16 protein-coding genes and 1 rRNA gene are annotated in these 14,867 nt (G+C 65.0%); 8 read left to right on the forward strand and 9 right to left on the reverse strand.

Features of this window, described 5'->3' with window-relative positions:
* Window positions 1-44 precede the first annotated feature (44 nt).
* Complete coding sequence (locus BMY29_RS05410) at window positions 45-236, forward strand: 30S ribosomal protein S17e (protein WP_049990412.1); 192 nt, start codon at window positions 45-47, stop codon at window positions 234-236.
* 246 nt (window positions 237-482) lie between these two features.
* Here the strand turns inward: BMY29_RS05410 and BMY29_RS05415 are convergent, their stop codons facing one another.
* Window positions 483-743: a hypothetical protein gene (locus BMY29_RS05415; protein WP_049990411.1), complete on the reverse strand. Its 261-nt coding sequence runs from the start codon at window positions 741-743 to the stop codon at window positions 483-485.
* A 304-nt stretch (window positions 744-1,047) separates the two neighbouring features.
* Between BMY29_RS05415 and asd the strand changes: the two genes are divergently transcribed.
* The 3 genes from asd (at window position 1,048) to BMY29_RS05430 (ending at window position 3,337) form a co-directional block, all read left to right on the forward strand.
* Window positions 1,048-2,082: an aspartate-semialdehyde dehydrogenase gene (gene asd, locus BMY29_RS05420; RefSeq protein WP_049990410.1), complete on the forward strand. Its 1,035-nt coding sequence runs from the start codon at window positions 1,048-1,050 to the stop codon at window positions 2,080-2,082.
* A gap of 218 nt (window positions 2,083-2,300) precedes the next feature.
* Window positions 2,301-2,972: a helix-turn-helix domain-containing protein gene (locus BMY29_RS05425; RefSeq protein WP_049990409.1), complete on the forward strand. Its 672-nt coding sequence runs from the start codon at window positions 2,301-2,303 to the stop codon at window positions 2,970-2,972.
* Between the two features lie 53 nt (window positions 2,973-3,025).
* Window positions 3,026-3,337: a HalOD1 output domain-containing protein gene (locus tag BMY29_RS05430; protein ID WP_049990408.1), complete on the forward strand. Its 312-nt coding sequence runs from the start codon at window positions 3,026-3,028 to the stop codon at window positions 3,335-3,337.
* Window positions 3,338-3,496: 159 nt separating this feature from the next.
* Here BMY29_RS05430 and BMY29_RS05435 read toward each other — a convergent pair whose 3' ends face one another.
* Together BMY29_RS05435 and BMY29_RS05440 are read right to left on the reverse strand one after the other, a co-directional pair.
* On the reverse strand, window positions 3,497-3,928 hold the full coding sequence (locus BMY29_RS05435; RefSeq protein WP_049990407.1) for a universal stress protein: 432 nt from the start codon (window positions 3,926-3,928) through the stop codon (window positions 3,497-3,499).
* 135 nt (window positions 3,929-4,063) lie between these two features.
* Window positions 4,064-5,032 (reverse strand): D-2-hydroxyacid dehydrogenase, encoded by a 969-nt coding sequence (locus BMY29_RS05440; protein ID WP_241471289.1) that lies wholly within the window; start codon window positions 5,030-5,032, stop codon window positions 4,064-4,066.
* A 280-nt stretch (window positions 5,033-5,312) separates the two neighbouring features.
* On the opposite strand from BMY29_RS05440, the gene BMY29_RS05445 reads away from it, so the two are divergent.
* Together BMY29_RS05445 and BMY29_RS05450 are read left to right on the forward strand one after the other, a co-directional pair.
* Window positions 5,313-6,704, forward strand: coding sequence for an NAD(P)/FAD-dependent oxidoreductase (locus tag BMY29_RS05445; RefSeq protein ID WP_049990405.1), 1,392 nt, complete (start codon window positions 5,313-5,315; stop codon window positions 6,702-6,704).
* Between the two features lie 125 nt (window positions 6,705-6,829).
* Complete coding sequence (locus BMY29_RS05450; protein ID WP_049990404.1) at window positions 6,830-7,774, forward strand: cytochrome c oxidase subunit 3; 945 nt, start codon at window positions 6,830-6,832, stop codon at window positions 7,772-7,774.
* Window positions 7,775-7,806: 32 nt separating this feature from the next.
* On the opposite strand, the gene BMY29_RS05455 is transcribed toward BMY29_RS05450, so the two are convergent.
* Complete coding sequence (locus BMY29_RS05455) at window positions 7,807-7,989, reverse strand: hypothetical protein (protein WP_049990403.1); 183 nt, start codon at window positions 7,987-7,989, stop codon at window positions 7,807-7,809.
* A gap of 98 nt (window positions 7,990-8,087) precedes the next feature.
* Window positions 8,088-8,510: a hypothetical protein gene (locus BMY29_RS05460; RefSeq protein WP_049990402.1), complete on the reverse strand. Its 423-nt coding sequence runs from the start codon at window positions 8,508-8,510 to the stop codon at window positions 8,088-8,090.
* 206 nt (window positions 8,511-8,716) lie between these two features.
* Here BMY29_RS05460 and BMY29_RS05465 point away from each other — a divergent pair, with 206 nt between their 5' ends.
* Window positions 8,717-9,568: a manganese catalase gene (locus BMY29_RS05465; RefSeq protein ID WP_049990401.1), complete on the forward strand. Its 852-nt coding sequence runs from the start codon at window positions 8,717-8,719 to the stop codon at window positions 9,566-9,568.
* A 61-nt stretch (window positions 9,569-9,629) separates the two neighbouring features.
* Here BMY29_RS05465 and BMY29_RS05470 read toward each other — a convergent pair whose 3' ends face one another.
* Entirely contained in the window at window positions 9,630-10,214 is a 585-nt protein-coding gene (locus tag BMY29_RS05470) for a DUF7979 domain-containing protein (protein ID WP_049990400.1), read from the reverse strand.
* The gene (locus tag BMY29_RS05475; RefSeq protein WP_049990399.1) at window positions 10,211-12,493 is read right to left on the reverse strand and encodes a DUF6789 family protein; all 2,283 of its coding nucleotides are present in this window, start codon (window positions 12,491-12,493) and stop codon (window positions 10,211-10,213) included. The genes BMY29_RS05470 and BMY29_RS05475 overlap by 4 nt, the downstream gene beginning before the upstream one ends.
* Window positions 12,494-12,711: 218 nt before the next feature.
* Between BMY29_RS05475 and coxB the strand changes: the two genes are divergently transcribed.
* On the forward strand, window positions 12,712-13,512 hold the full coding sequence (gene coxB / locus BMY29_RS05480) for a cytochrome c oxidase subunit II (protein ID WP_049990398.1): 801 nt from the start codon (window positions 12,712-12,714) through the stop codon (window positions 13,510-13,512).
* 406 nt (window positions 13,513-13,918) lie between these two features.
* Here coxB and BMY29_RS05485 read toward each other — a convergent pair whose 3' ends face one another.
* Window positions 13,919-14,344 carry a DUF7344 domain-containing protein gene (locus tag BMY29_RS05485; protein WP_074854635.1) on the reverse strand — a complete coding sequence of 142 codons (426 nt, stop codon included), beginning with the start codon at window positions 14,342-14,344 and terminating at the stop codon, window positions 13,919-13,921.
* A gap of 209 nt (window positions 14,345-14,553) precedes the next feature.
* Window positions 14,554-14,675: ribosomal RNA gene (gene rrf, locus BMY29_RS05490) — 5S ribosomal RNA — on the reverse strand.
* Between the last annotated feature and the right edge of the window lie 192 nt (window positions 14,676-14,867).

The raw sequence follows: 14,867 nt of genomic DNA on the forward strand, positions 1-14,867 counted from the left end.
ACAAAGAGAAAGGGATTAAGAGCCTCTGGACGGAACCACCCAATATGGCAATCAAACCGGCCTACGTCAAGAAGACCGGGAACCTCCTCCTGGAGCGGTACCCGGACGCGTTCACGACCGATTTCGAACAGAACAAAGAGAGCGTCGAGAAGCTCACCAACGTCGAGTCCAAGGGCGTCCGCAACCGCATCGCGGGCTACGTCACGCGGAAAAAGGGCTCGGAAGTTCCAGCGTAAGTCGGTATTCTCATCCTCGTAACGAGATCTCGACGACCGGCGAGCCGCGGGACTCGGTCCGACGTATCGAGTTTTGCCGCTGCGTAGCGCACCGGTCACGGGCTGCGGGCGACAGTCGGCGGCCGAAACGACAGGCAGCGGCCGGCGGGCGAACCGATCCGCCGTGAACGAAACCGCCGTTACGGCGGAACGAAAGCGGAGAGAACGTCGTGGTCAGTCGACGTCGGAGAAGCGGTCGCGGTATCGTTATTCGCCGAAGCCTGGTTCCATGTAGACCGCCGCGACGAACGCGACGACGGCGATCCCGAGGCCGAACAGGAGACCGATAACGCCGGTCAGAATGCCCAGCTCCCCGACGACCGGGAGCATGCCGTCGTTGTACCCCATCCAACCGAAAGCGAGTCCGACGAGCGCCGCGATAGCTGCGACGGCCGTCGCGCCCATGCTGAACCTGGTTTCCAGCAGGCCGCGGTCGCCGGTCGCGGTCGAATTCGTCATCGGAACCACCCCGCGCTGGTGGTCGGCTGCTGGACGATCCCCTTCGCGTCGCGATCGACCGACGCGGGCCGGGACCGGCCGGAGCCGGTCGCACGTCGATCCTGTCGGTAGTGCATCGGTCGCTAGGTGCCGCTCCGTTTTCTTAACATCTTCTATCCGTTCACGGCAGCGGGTGCCACGTCGGGGCGTGGGCGGTTCGGACCGCGACGGCGACTCAGGAACTCGAGCCTGAAACCGGTCGGTAACTCCGTCGGTTGACACGCGCTACCGAAAACCCAAACGGTTTTGCGGACACAACTCGGAGTGGCGGAAAATGGCAGTACGAGTAGGCGTACTCGGTGCGACCGGCGCCGTCGGACAGCGACTGATTCAGCTGCTCGATCCCCACCCGGACTTCGAGATCGCAGCGCTGACCGCGAGCGATTCGAGCGCCGGCAAGACGTATCGCCAGGCCGCGAAGTGGCGCGTCGACAGCCCCATCCCGGACGACGTCGCCGACATGACCGTCGTGGCGACCGACCCCGACGAGGTTCCCAACGACGTCGACCTGATCTTCTCGTCGCTCCCCTCGAGCGTCGGGGCGGAGGTCGAACCCCCGTTCTGTGAGGCGGGCTACGTCGTTTCCTCGAACTCCTCGAACGGGCGGATGGACGACGACATCCCCCTCGTGATTCCGGAGGTCAACGCCGAACACCTCGACCTGCTCGAGGTCCAGCGCGACGAGCGCGGCTGGGACGGCGCCCTCGTCAAGAACCCCAACTGCTCGACGATCACCTTCGTCCCCACGCTCGCGGCGCTGGCCGAGTACGGGCTCGAGAAGGTCCACGTCTCGACGCTCCAGGCCGTCTCCGGGGCGGGCTACGACGGCGTCACCTCGATGGAGATCATCGACAACGCCATCCCCTACATCGGCAGCGAGGAGGACAAGCTCGAGACCGAGTCCCGCAAACTGCTGGGCGAGTTCGACGGGGCCGAACTGTCCCACAACGGCATGGCGGTCTCGGCCTCCTGTAACCGCATCCCGACGATCGACGGCCACCTCGAGAACGTCTGGGTCGAGACCGAGGAGGACCTCACGGCCGACGAGGCCGCCGAGGCCATGCGGGAGTTCCCGTCGCTGGACCTGCGGTCCTCGCCCGACCCGCTCATTCACGTCTTCGAGGAACCCGACCGCCCGCAGCCGCGAATGGATCGGACCCTCGGCGACGGGATGGCCATCGCGGCGGGCGGCCTCCAGGAATCGCCCTTCGGACTTCAGTACAACTGCCTCGCGCACAACACGATCCGCGGCGCCGCTGGCGCGAGCGTCCTGAACGGCGAACTGCTGCTCGAGAACGGCTACATCTAGCAGGTCGAACAGTCAACGATCAGCGATCAGCGGGCATCGGCCGCCAGTCACCGGCCGGATCCGGTTCGAATGCTTCTCCATCGGTCGGCTTCCGAGTAGGACTGCCTGGTCACAATCGGCCGTTCTCAGACGCATCCCTTCCGCGGCGGGGCAGCCGATCCTTCCCACGCCATAGTATAACAATCCCTCGCGTCGAACCCCGATCGAGGGGGGTTCGTATGGTCCTCATCGTCGAGTACGAAATCGCGACGCCGATCCTCCGACGGACCGTCGAGGCCGTCTCGCGGATCGACATCGAGGAGATCTATCAGTCGGCGACGGGCGAAACGAAACTCATCGTCTGGATGTACGCCAGCGATCTCAACGGCGTCGAATCGGCGCTGGCGGACGACGAAACGGTCCAGTCGTTTACGCTCCTCGAAGAACGGAGCGATCGACGGCTGTATAGCGTGAGTCTGAGCGACCGCGGTGAGGAACATCTAACCTATCCCGCGGCGGCGGAATACGACATCGCGTACCTCGACATCACCGTCACGAAAGACACGAGAATCCGCGCTCGCATTCCGACACGGGATGCACTGATGGCGTATCGCGACCACTGTCGCGAGCGGGACATCCCGTTCCGAATCCACCGCATTTTCAGCGAATCGGACGCGATCGGCGACCGATACGGCGTCACCGAGCACCAACGGGAAGCCCTCCTCGCGGCCCTCGACGAAGGGTACTTCGACGTCCCGCGGGAGACGACGCTCTCGGCGATCGCGGCCACGCTCGACATCTCAGACCAGGCGCTGTCCGCTCGCCTCCGTCGCGGCCAGGCGAACCTGCTCCAAAACACGTTACGAAAACCGGATGCCCCGGATGAACCGGGTGAATGGGACCCGTCTTAAAACGTTGACCACCCAATCGTGGTCGTTTCCCCCGTCACGCCGCTAACCGAGGTATGGAGATTGAAAGCGCAGCCGTCGAGTCACCGCCGCAGGACGGAATCAGCGGGTCCACGTACCGCGCCGACGCGGAGCAACCGCTCAGCGAGGCGGTCATCGACGCGATCGCCACGGAGTCGGGGGTCGACGTCCTCGAACTCGCCGACGAATTCGGACCGCTGTACGACGTGATCGACCCGTCGGCGCTGGATTCGCTGTTCCAGTCCACGGGCGCCGCGGACCGTTCCGTCGGGACCGTCACGTTCGACTACGCGGGGTATCGGATCACGGTCGACCAGGCGGGCGAGGTAACGCTCGCCGAGCAATAATCGGGTTTTCGAGGCGGCAGTCTCGGCGCTGCAATACCGGACGAGAGACCTGGCTGTGGTAGCTGTTCAATGTTCGATTTTCGATTCTTCGGTCCTCAGCGGTAGTGGCATCGTCGGCCGCCGGTCGTCAGTCGCTGGTCGTCAGACACCGATCGCCGATCAGGCGTCGGTCCGCGGCAGGGCGACGACCGGGACCGCCGCCTCTTTCACCAGGCGGCGGGCCACGTCGCCGGCGAGCAGGTCCGCGAATCGACCCCCCTTGCGGGGCTCGAAGACGACGGCGTCGACGGCGCGGTCCTCGGCCGCCTCGAAGATCCGTTCGACGACGTCGGTTCCGAAGAGGATCGCCGTCTCGACCGTGCCCGGCGCGTCCGCGAGCGGGCCGCGGGCGCGCTCGAAGATTTCTCCGGCGTACTCCTCGCGCTGCTCGACCGAGGCCTTGTCCGGCGCGCCGTCGGCCTTCTCGATGACGTTGACGACGACAACCGTACTCGACGGCTCGAGGTACGGCGCGAGCGCCGCGGCCGTCCGCTCGCCGTCGTCCGGATCGGCGACGGGGACCAGGATCGTCCCGTCGAACGAGAGCGTCATCGGTGTTCACCTCGCGGGGATCCGATCCGACCGCCTGATGACTGGCTCATAGCCCCCGATTCGGGCGGCAGAGTGAAAAAACTGCGTCGCCGGATCAGACGCCGAGCGAGCGCCGCGATCGGACTGCGGCGACCGTCAGGGCAACACCTGATTGCGCAGTTCCGCGTCGCGTCCCTCCCCGTCGAACCGACGGGCGTTCTCGGCGACGATGTCGGCCAGGCGCTCGTAGTACTGCGGCGTGTGGCCCGCGTTATGGGGCGTGATCTGGACGTTCTCGAAGGTCCACAGCGGGTGGTCCTCGGGCAGCGGTTCGGGATCGGTGACGTCTAAGGCAGCCCCGCGGATCCAGTTCGAGCGCAGCGCCTCGACGAGCGCGTCGGTGTCGACGACCGGCCCGCGGGCGACGTTGACCAGCACCGTGTCGGGATCGATCGTGACGAAGGCGTCGCGGTCGATCAGCCCCTGGGTCGTCTCCGTGAGCGGACACGCGAGCACCAGGTAGTCCGTCCGCGCGAGGGCGTCGTCGAACGCCTCCCCCTCGAAGCCGATCACCTCGTCCGTCGGCCCGCCCTTCTCGGGGGAGTACCGCACGCCGATCGTCTCGACGCCGAACGGCTCGAGGCGCTCCGCGACCGACCGCCCGATCGCGCCGAGGCCGACGATCGTCACCGTCGAGCCCTGCAACTCGTGGGCCTTGTAGTGGCGCCACTCGCGGCGCCGTTGGCGGCGCGCGCCCACGTGAAACCGCCTGGCGAAGGAGAGGATCGAGCCGAGGACGTGCTCGCCGATGTTCGGGCCGTGGACGCCGGAGGCGTTGGTCACCGCGACGCCGCGCTCCTCGAGTCGATCGAGGGGGAGGTGGCCGGTACCCGCGTACGCACACGCGAAAACGTCGAGGCTCTCGGCGGCGTCGAGGAGGTCGTCCTCGAGGGTCATGCCGGTAACAAAGTGCGCGTCCCGAATCGCCTCGCGCTCCGCGGCGGGCGTTCGCGCGAGCTCGACGGTGCGATCGGGCAATCGATCGCGGATCGCGTCGGCGTACTGTTCGATCGGAATGCCGTGAGTCCCTTTTCGAAGCACCAGAACGTCGGACGATGCGGCCATACCGCTGTCGATGCGTGCGAGATACATCAATCAACACGATCGATGATCGGTCGGCAGTGTGCGAAACGAATACGACGACTACGGCACTCGCCGGCCGTCACCGTCGCCGGTCGATCCGTGACGTCCCGTCGGCCGGCTCGACCGCCCCCTGAACGCCCCCGATCGGTCGCGCGAGTCGCGCTTCGCGGCGACTACGGCGTCTCCGTTGCCGATCGGGCCGCAACGCGACCGCCGAATGTTTCAAGCGATTTAATACGGACGGATGAGACTCCTACGGAATATGGAACGCGTAGACGTCGCGATCGTCGGCGGCGGCCCCGCCGGTGCGTCCGCGGCGGAGCAAGCCGCCGCCCACGGCGCAGAGACGGTACTCTTCGAACAGGGGGTGCCGCGAGAGGATCGCGAGGGGCTGGGGCCGGACTCGACCGACGCCGCCGGGATGCTCGACTATTGGATCGACATTATGGGGTTCGACTATCGGGAAATTCCCGACGACATCATCCTGCAGGAACTCGAGAGCACGAAGTTCATCGGCCCGAACAGCACCGTCGAACTCGGGACGACGGGGATGGAGGCTAGCTATCCGAAGTTCGGCTACACCTTCCACCGCGCGCGGATGGACGACTGGCTCTACGAGCGCGCCACCGACGCCGGCGCGGACCTCCGCGTCGGGACCGGGGTCGCGGATCTCGAGACGGACCTCCGCGCGTCCGGTCCGAAGGGACCGACCCACACGCTGACGCTCTCGAACGGCGACGAACTCGAGGCCCAATACGTCGTCCTCGCGGACGGCCCGCAGCGCCGGATCACGCTGGAGGCGCTCGACCAGTTCACGCCGCCTGGCCGGAGCGTCTCGGACTACCTCTCGCCGCCGGAAGCGAACCACATCGCCTATCAGGAGTACCGGGAGTTCCCCGAGGAACTGTTCGAGGAGTTCGAAGACCGGCTCAAGTTCTGGTGGGGATACATGCCCGGCGAGACGGCCTACCCCTGGGTCTTCCCGAACGACGGCACCGTGGCCCGCGTCGGGCTGACGATGCCGATCGGGATGGAACTCGAGGACGTCGACGATCCCGCCTCCTACAAGCTCCTGCGGCCCGACGACGACCAGATCCCCTCGGGCGCGGAGTACATCCGACGACTCTTAGAACAGGAGTACGGCGACGAGTACGACATCGAGGAAGACATCCCCCGCGTCGAAGACCGCGGGAAGTCGAAAGGGACCGAGACGTACCCAATCTCCTCGACGCGACCGATCGACTCGCCGGTCGGCGCCAACATCGCCGTCGCCGGCGGTGCGATGGGGACCACTTCCGCCTTCCACGAGGGCGGCTACCACGTCGCCGTCCGCACCGGGAAAATCGCCGGCCGCCTGGCCGGGACGGACTCGCTCGAGAACTACAACGATCTCTGGAAGCGCGCGATCGGCGACGAGATCCTCCGCAACGTCGCCTTCGCCGATATCGTCGAGGACTACGGTCCCGACGACTGGGACTGGGCGTTCGACACGGTCACCGACATGCAGGGGACCAGTACAGATAACGTCCTGATCTCCAAGAAGTACTCCGCGGGCCTCGACGCCGCGAAGATCCTCGCGACGTACAAGCGCCGGAAGTTCACGTACCGCGACGGCGGCTACGTCCAACTCTCGGAAGACGACTACTTCTACTGACCGCGACGCCGGCCGTCGGCATCTCGCCGACGGCGCCGGTACCGGTGCCGTACTCGGCGCCGTAATCGACGCGTAATTGTCCGTGCGCGGCGATCCTTTTTCGGGCTCGACGTGGAAGAACGGGTATGGGCTCTGGCTCGAACGCGGATCCCCCCGACGAGCGCGACCACCAGGTCGAACCCGACGGCGCAGGCCACGGTCACGGTCCCGACCACGGCCGCGGCGTCCCCGATGACCAGGCGCCCGAGGAGTACGGCGACCACCGCGGTCGCGGGGACCACGACGAGGACGAGCACGAACACCGGAGCCGCTGGCCGCTCGTCGCCGCCGTCGGCGCCGGCGGGCTCTACATCGGCGTCGCAATCGCCATCCTCGGCAACGAAACCGATCTCATCCCGCCGCTGATCGGCGTCGGCCTCGCCGCCGTCGGGTCGATTATCCTGCTGGCCGGCGTTGCAGGCTGGGTCGACCAGGCGTTCCTGGCACCGACCCGCGACCCGCAGGGCAATCCCAAGGCCCGCGAGTCGTACGTCTCGACGACGCTGCTGTTCCTCGGGACGGACATCTCGACGTTCGGCGCCCTGTTCGTCTACTACTTCTTCGTCAGGATCGGCACCTGGCCGCCCGAGGAACTGCCGTCGCTGGTGGGGTCGCTCGTGCTCGTCAACACCGCGATCCTGATCGCCAGCAGCGTCACCTTCCACTACGCACACGAGGCCTTAGAGCACGACAACCGGCGGCGCTTCCTCGGACTGCTCGGGGCGACGCTCGTGCTCGGCGTGGTCTTCCTGGCCGGCCAGGTCTACGAGTACTACGAGTTCGTCATCGCGGAGGGCTTTACCCTCTCGAGTGGCATCTTCGGGAGCGCCTTCTTCGGCCTGACCGGACTCCACGGCCTCCACGTCTCCCTGGGCGTCGGCGGGATCGCCGTACTCTGCTGGCGGGCGCTGCGGGGCCACTACGGGCCGGACCGCGACACGTCGGTCGCGACCGTCTCGCTGTACTGGCACTTCGTGGATTTCGTCTGGCTGTTCCTCGTGGCGGTCCTCTACGTCGGCGCGTCGATGTAAGCGCGAACAGCCGGCAACCGGACCCCGATTCCTCACGGGTACTCGTCCGGATCGAAATCCGTCTCGAGCACCTGCAGCTCCGACGACTCGCAGTCGCAGAAATCGGGCTGGCCGAGTGGCTGGACGCTGCCGTCGGGCCAGAGTTGCACGATGCCGATCTCCCCGCAGCGGTCACATTTCGCCGCCGCTCGCCGTTTGTCCTCGGAATTGCCCACGGGTTTTCCTCGCGGAACCGTGGTACTACAGCCACCGACGAAAAACCCCGGTGACCGACCGATCGCCCGCCACGATGGGGCGTCCGCGTCCGAGACAGTCACTCGCCGGCTGCAGTGCCGGACTCGAGTCCGACGGTGACGAACCGGTCCCCGTCGGCCGCCGGCGAGCCGCGGACGGTTCCGAGTTCGATCGCCTGGTCCGCCTCGACGGTCGCCGCCGGGGTAAAGAGGAACGCCCGATACGACGGCGCGTGGTCGTACGCGATCACGTTGGCCTGGTAGACCTCGTCGAGCCGATCGGCCCGCCAGTCGAGTCCCGCCTCGACGACCGTGGCGCGCCGTTCCGGCGTGAGCTGATAAGGGTACATCACCCCCTGCTTGACCGGATCATCGTCGGACTCGCCGGATTGCACACCGACGTTCGTCGTCGCGCCGCCGGCGCCGACGAGCGCGCCCGTCGACAGGGCACCGTACTTGACGAACGATCGGCGGGACGTCGACCGGAGTGAGTCATCGCTCATACGCTGGTCCCCGACCACCGTGGTCGGAATAAGAGTTTGCCATGATTACACAACGAGTGATCGCTGATCTCCCGCCCGAGAAGGGGATTATCACTGTTTCTACAGCGAGATCTGAGTAGTTCGTATCAGTTAATTATCAGTCGATAACACGTTCAGTACCGATCGTAATAGCCGTTTATCTCGCTTGCCGTGGGCCCGGTGAATGGATGTTCTTTCAAGAACCGGAGCTCCAGTACGAGGTCACTGTCGAAGAACCGGATCCCCACTTCGCGAAGCTCCTTCAGCAAGCGATCGGCGGTCAGGAAGGCGAGATGCGCGTCGCCATGCAGTACATGTTCCAGGCCTGGGCGCTGCCCGAGGAGTACGAGGCGTATCGGAACCTCCTGATGGAGACCGCCGCCGAGGAACTCGGTCACATCGAGATGCTCGCGACCGCGGTCACGAAGAACCTCCGGGGCTCACCGACGGAGATGAGTGACGAGGCCCAGGAGACGGCGGCCGCCGCGGCGTCGATGACCGGACAGAATCCGCGCCAGTTCCTCTCGGCCGGCCAGTCTGCGATGCCCGTCGACAGCAACGGCGTCCCCTTCACCGGCGGCTACATCGCCGCGTCGGGCAACCTCGCCGGCGACCTCTACGCGAACGTGATGGCCGAGGCGACCGGCCGCACCCTCGCAACCCGGCTGTGGGAGTACACCGACGACCCCGGGATGAAGGACATGCTCTCGTACCTGATCGCCCGGGATACCATGCACCAGAACCAATGGCTCGAAGCCCTCGAAACGCTCGAGGACCCCGTTCCGGTCCCCGCGAGTTTCCCGCAGGAAGAGGAGAACCAGGAAGTCAATTACACGTTCATCTCGACCAGGCGCGAGCCGCAATCCGATCCCGGCTACCCCTGGACCGAGGGCGAGTCGCCGGACGGCAAGGGCCAGTTCTCCTACGCCGCCGAACAGCCAGGCGACGGCGAAGTCGTCGCCCCCGAGCCGGATCCGATGACGAACAACGAGCCCAACAGGACCGACGAGACCAGCGAGACCGACGCGTCCGAGGAATAACGCCGGCCGAGACCGTCGCCACGTCGCTCCGAAATCGGGTAGTCGGCCGTCGACGCTCCGATCAGTCGGACCGCTCGCGTCGCATCCGCTCCTCGAAGCCGGCCATCCTCCGGTAAATCGGCGGCGTCAACACCCCGACGATCCCCAGAAGGATGGCGATGCCGCCGAGCGGGAACAACAGCGGCTGCACCTCGAGACAGGAGTTCTGTGACGTGATCTGGACGTAATAGCGGTCGTCCTCGTAGGGGACGATCGCGCCATCGAGTAACGTCTCCCGGTTGGGCGACTCGCCGTTGATGATCCCCTCCCGGAGCGGACTGTCGATCGCCTCCTCGAGAGCCTCCCGCTCCGCCTGCGAGAGTTCCTCGGCGGGCAGTTCCTCGACGGTCTCTAACCCGCCGTCGTACTCCTCCACGGGTGTCGCCGTGATACCAGGCGTCCCGCAGAGACCGAGGCCGTCCTGAATGACGACGTAGCCGCCGACGATCGAGAGCGGGATCCCGAGGGCGATCAGGATGACGCCGAGAAAGGGGGCGGCGTAGGTCAACAGCAGCGACTCCGAGGACGCGGTCGGTTCGACCGGTCCCATCTCGTCGGTGGCCGGCGGTTCGGTCGCGTCGGGAGCCGGCTCGCCGTCGTCGCTCATTCGTTTTCCCCCGTCGACGGACGACGCTGGCGACCGCCGAGGTACGCGATCGTGCCGGCGAGTCCCAGCCCGTAGATCCAGTGAGCGAGCAGGACGAACAGGAGATAGGTCACCAGCTCGAGGCCGGTCTGGTCGGTGTGGAAGGCGAGCGCGAACCCCGAGGCGATGACCGTCGCGTACCACAGCCCCGTGATGAGGGTGAGTTCGCCCGGCAGGTACTCGCCCAGCGACAGAAACAGCAGGGGCCAGACCGTCATCCCGCCGATGAGGAAGAGCCCGTACCCGAGCCCGAGATTTGCCGGCAACCCGACGAACGTCGCGAGCGTCGCGAAGGCTTCGAGGTCGAACGCTCCCAGAACCACCGCGACGAGGAGCACACCGGTCATGAGGACCGTTCCGATGAATCCACCGAGCGCGCCCGTGCCCGCGTCGTTCCCGGCTCGCCTGGCGACCGGTTTGATGCGACCGTACAGCGACAGCGGGCGGTCCTCCTGGGCGGGGACGTACGAGGGCCGGACCTCGTCGGGTTCGCTCGGGGGCACCCCGCGCTCGCGCTCGAGGCGATCCTCGAACCACTGCCACTCGGGCGTGAACTGCTCGGTCGCCTTCAGCTCCCACGGGTCGGCGGTCTCGATCGGCGTGCCCCGGAAGTACGACCAGAGCATGTTGTACAGCCACATGAGGACGCTGATGCCGATGAGGAAGGCGCCGACGGTCGCGACGATCTGCAGAGCCGAGAACTCGGCGGGGTAGGTCGCGTATCGGCGCGGGAGTTCGAGGAAGCCGAGCGCCATCAGCGTCATGAACGTGACCGTGGAGCCGATGACCAACAGCACCGACTGGAAGATCGCGAGCCGGCGGTCGTACATCCGGCCGGTGAGCATCGGATACCAGTAGTAGCTGGCCGCGAACATCATGAGCGGGATGATCCCCATGAGAATGAGGTGGAAGTGGCCGACGACGTAGTAGGTCCCGTGGTAGATGATATCCACCGGAATGACCGCGAGGAAGATGCCGGTGACGCCGCCGACGATAAAGAGGCCAATCGAGCCGACACAGAGGATCGTCGGCGCGGCGAGTCTGACGTCGCCGTTCCACATCGTGGTGATCCAGTTGAACACCTTGATCGCGCTTGGGACGGCGATGGCGATCGAGGTGGCCATGAAACTCGCCCGGATACGAGGGTCGACCCCGGTCACGAACATGTGGTGGGCCCAGACGGCGAACGAGAGCACGCCGATGGCGATCGTCGAGTAGACGATGAACTTGAATCCGAACAGCTTGCGCCCGACGAATTTCGGCAGGATCAGGCTCATCAGTCCCGTCGCCGGCAGGAAGATGATGTATACCTCGGGGTGTCCCCAGAACCACAGCAGGTGCTGCCAGAGGATCGGGCCGCCGCCCTCGACCGCGAAGAAGGTCGTGCCGAAGTTACGGTCGAACAGCAACATCAGCAGGGCCGTCCCGAGCAACGGGAACGCAAAGAGGATGATCGCGCTCGTGATGAGCATGTTCCACGAGAAGATATCGAGGTTCGCCCACCCGATCGACTCGTCGCGTTCGTAGATCACCGTCGTGATGAAGTTGATCGCCCCGATCGTCGTCGCGATGCCGCTTAGATGGAGCCCCAGCAACAGGAAGTTCGTCTGCGGGTTCGGCGCCAGCGACAGAGGCGGATACATCGTCCATCCGATCGCCGGCTCCTGGAATGCGGACAGGAGCGCCAGGCGGTCCGCCGGCACGACGACCGCGAGTACCGCGCCCGTCACCTCGGCGACGATCCCCAACCGAGCGAGCAACAGGGACGGTGGCAACAGCCAGAACCCGATGGCGTTGAGCCGCGGAAACGCCATATCGTCGGCTCCGATCAGCAGCGGCAGGAAGTAGTTTCCGATCCCGAAGAACACCGGCGTGACGAAGAAGATCAGCATCGTCAGCCCGTGCATCGTAAACAGTTCGTTGTAGGTCTGCTCGGTCCAGATGTCCGCCGCGGGGGTCAGCAGATGCGTGCGGATCATCATCGCGTCGATCCCGCCCCAAATCGCCGCGACGGTGCCGAACGCGATGTACAGCAATCCGATTTCGCGGTGGTTCGTCGTCGTCGTCCAGCGAATCGCGGCCGCCTTCGCGTCGCTCAGGCTCAGCCGCCGCTCGCGACCGACGGCGTAACCCCCGTCCGGCGACGGCTCGGCTCGCAGCCGGCGCGCCAGGCCGACCGTCAGAAGGCAGAGAAGGACGACGGCGCCGAACAGCGCGACCTCCGCGAGCGCACGGTTCATCGTCGCCCGACACCTCCGGTAGTCCGATCGCACCGCTCGTCACCGTACATAGCCGGGAACTCACCATCGACCCAAATAAAGATGAACTGATAGATGCGTGACTATCATCGGTATTGAAACGTTTTCTCGCATACTCCCCGCCTAAACCGGTATGAGTTCGTGACTGTTCACTTCACGACGAACACTGTATTTCACGCGGGTCGTTGAACGCCCGTCCAATGGATCCCGGTAGCCGTCGCCGACGCGCGATCGTCGCAGTCGTAGCCGCGGCTGCGAGTTTCCTCGCGCTGACCAGTACGGTCGCGGCGCAGTCGCCCAACCGTGAACTCATCGACGGACTCGAGTACCAGTTACTATACGTCGCCTTGCCGCTGACGCTGTTCGTCCTGATGATCCTGGTCTACGCGGCCGTCAAGTTTCACGACAACGACAACCCGCAACCGACCACGGAAGATCCCGCCCTCGAGATCACCTGGACCGCTGCGACGGCGATCATCCTGCTGTTCGTCGGGCTCTCCGCCTACAGCGTGCTCGTCAACCCCTACGTCTCGCCGTCGCAGGCGAACGATGTCGAGACTAACGGGAGCCAGGAGGGGCTTGAATCGATCGAGGACCTCCCCGAGACCGATGACGAGGTGGTCTACGCTGAGGGCTATCAATGGGAGTGGCAGGCCACTTACCCGGGGACGAACGTTACGACCGAAAATGAGATCGTCATTCCGGCCGGCGAAGACGTGACCTTCTGGCTCACCAGTGGCGACGTCATCCACTCGCTGTTCATCCCAGACCTCGGCGTCAAACAGGACGCGTTCCCCGGCGAATACACGCGCGCACGGACCACCGTCGACGAACCAGGCCGCTACGACGCAGTCTGTGCCGAGTTCTGCGGCGCCGGTCACTCGCGGATGGACGCCGACGTCGTCGTCGTCGAGCGCGAAACCTACGACCAGTGGCTCGAAGACAACGACGGCGACGACGGGGACGGAGACAACGTCACCGAAGCGCCGGTCCCGGGCTGAGACACCTTCCGTGAGCTGTAAGAGTTAAACGTAGTACGTGCCTAGGTGGGAATGCGTGCCTTCAGTCCCCGTCCGAGCCAACCCATTCGGGTGCGATGACAGCACGGCGAACCCGGGCACGCGACAGCCGTACTCGGGGACACAGTCCCCCGCCCGGCACGAGGGTTAGCCAGCCGACGCGGCACGCCGCCACGGGATGAGGCTGGACGTTAGTGTTCCGGGCGACAAACGACATTCGCAGAGCGGCGTCTCTAAATCTCGACCGGTGATCCCGTAGATTGTGTTTTCCACGTTACCTTCGAGGCCCGTACTGGCGAGCTTATCGAACACCTTTCGCGCTGAAAGAACCCGCTACCAAAAGTCGTTACAGTATCAGCCGGTTAGTCCGATAGAACGCCCCTCTCTATCACTCGTCGCTCGTCGGCTCCGTTACCGGATCACTGTACCGGAACGAGCGCGGCGCATCGCTGTCAATCTCAATCGGTTCGACCTCCTCGTCCTTCCGCGCGCGTTCGACTGTCTCCCGTATCGCCTCGAACCGCTCACCGACGCCGATCTCGTCGTTTCGCCGATCGTAGGTGACCAATCCGTGGTCCGCTAGTCTCGGAACGTGTTTATGAATCAACGACACCGTCACCGCTTCCACCAACTCCGCTGACTCGCCCTCGATCGACCCCTCGTGCTCCCGGGCAGCGATTCGCTGTCCCAACTCGTCGACGGTCGCCTGGTCGTACTTGAGGAAGTAATACAGGACGTACCGACGGCGAGCAGCAGACAAGAGGTCGTACAGAGTATCGAGATCCGGGGACGGAGCGTCTACCCCTGTATTCATGTCATGACTTTTCAGACACAACTGGATAAGGGCCGCTCCAAAAATATTTGGTGTCTTTCGATGAAATGCGGTATTACTATTCGCTAAGCGTTACTACGATCCGGCGCCAGTGACCGTGTCATCACTGGTTGATTTTGAAGATATGCAAGAAACCCCTCACGGCCACCGGAGCGGTGGCTGGCGAGGGGGAATGGATGGAGAGTATGAGTGGATGGCGGCGAATCGGAGTTTCCAGAGGCTCGCGCACTCCAGTACTGGCCGATACGCAGGCGGGCTTATCGTCCGTGTTCGGGATGGGTACGGGAGGAACCCCGCCGCTGTGGCCGCCTCAATGCCGATTCACGGAATCGAACCGTGAGTAGACCATAATCGGTGGTGTGTCAAAGACCGTAGTGTACGTGTAGTCCAGTTCGCGCCTGGACCCGTTTCCGGGTACCAGATCCAATGCGATGTAGTGTATGAGTGTGTGGCTCGATCAGTTAGTGCTCGCGGGCTCAACACCTCGTTGCCTTGGTGCGTACAC

Source organism: Natrinema salifodinae (genome assembly GCF_900110455.1).
In the GTDB taxonomy this organism is placed as follows: domain Archaea; phylum Halobacteriota; class Halobacteria; order Halobacteriales; family Natrialbaceae; genus Natrinema; species Natrinema salifodinae.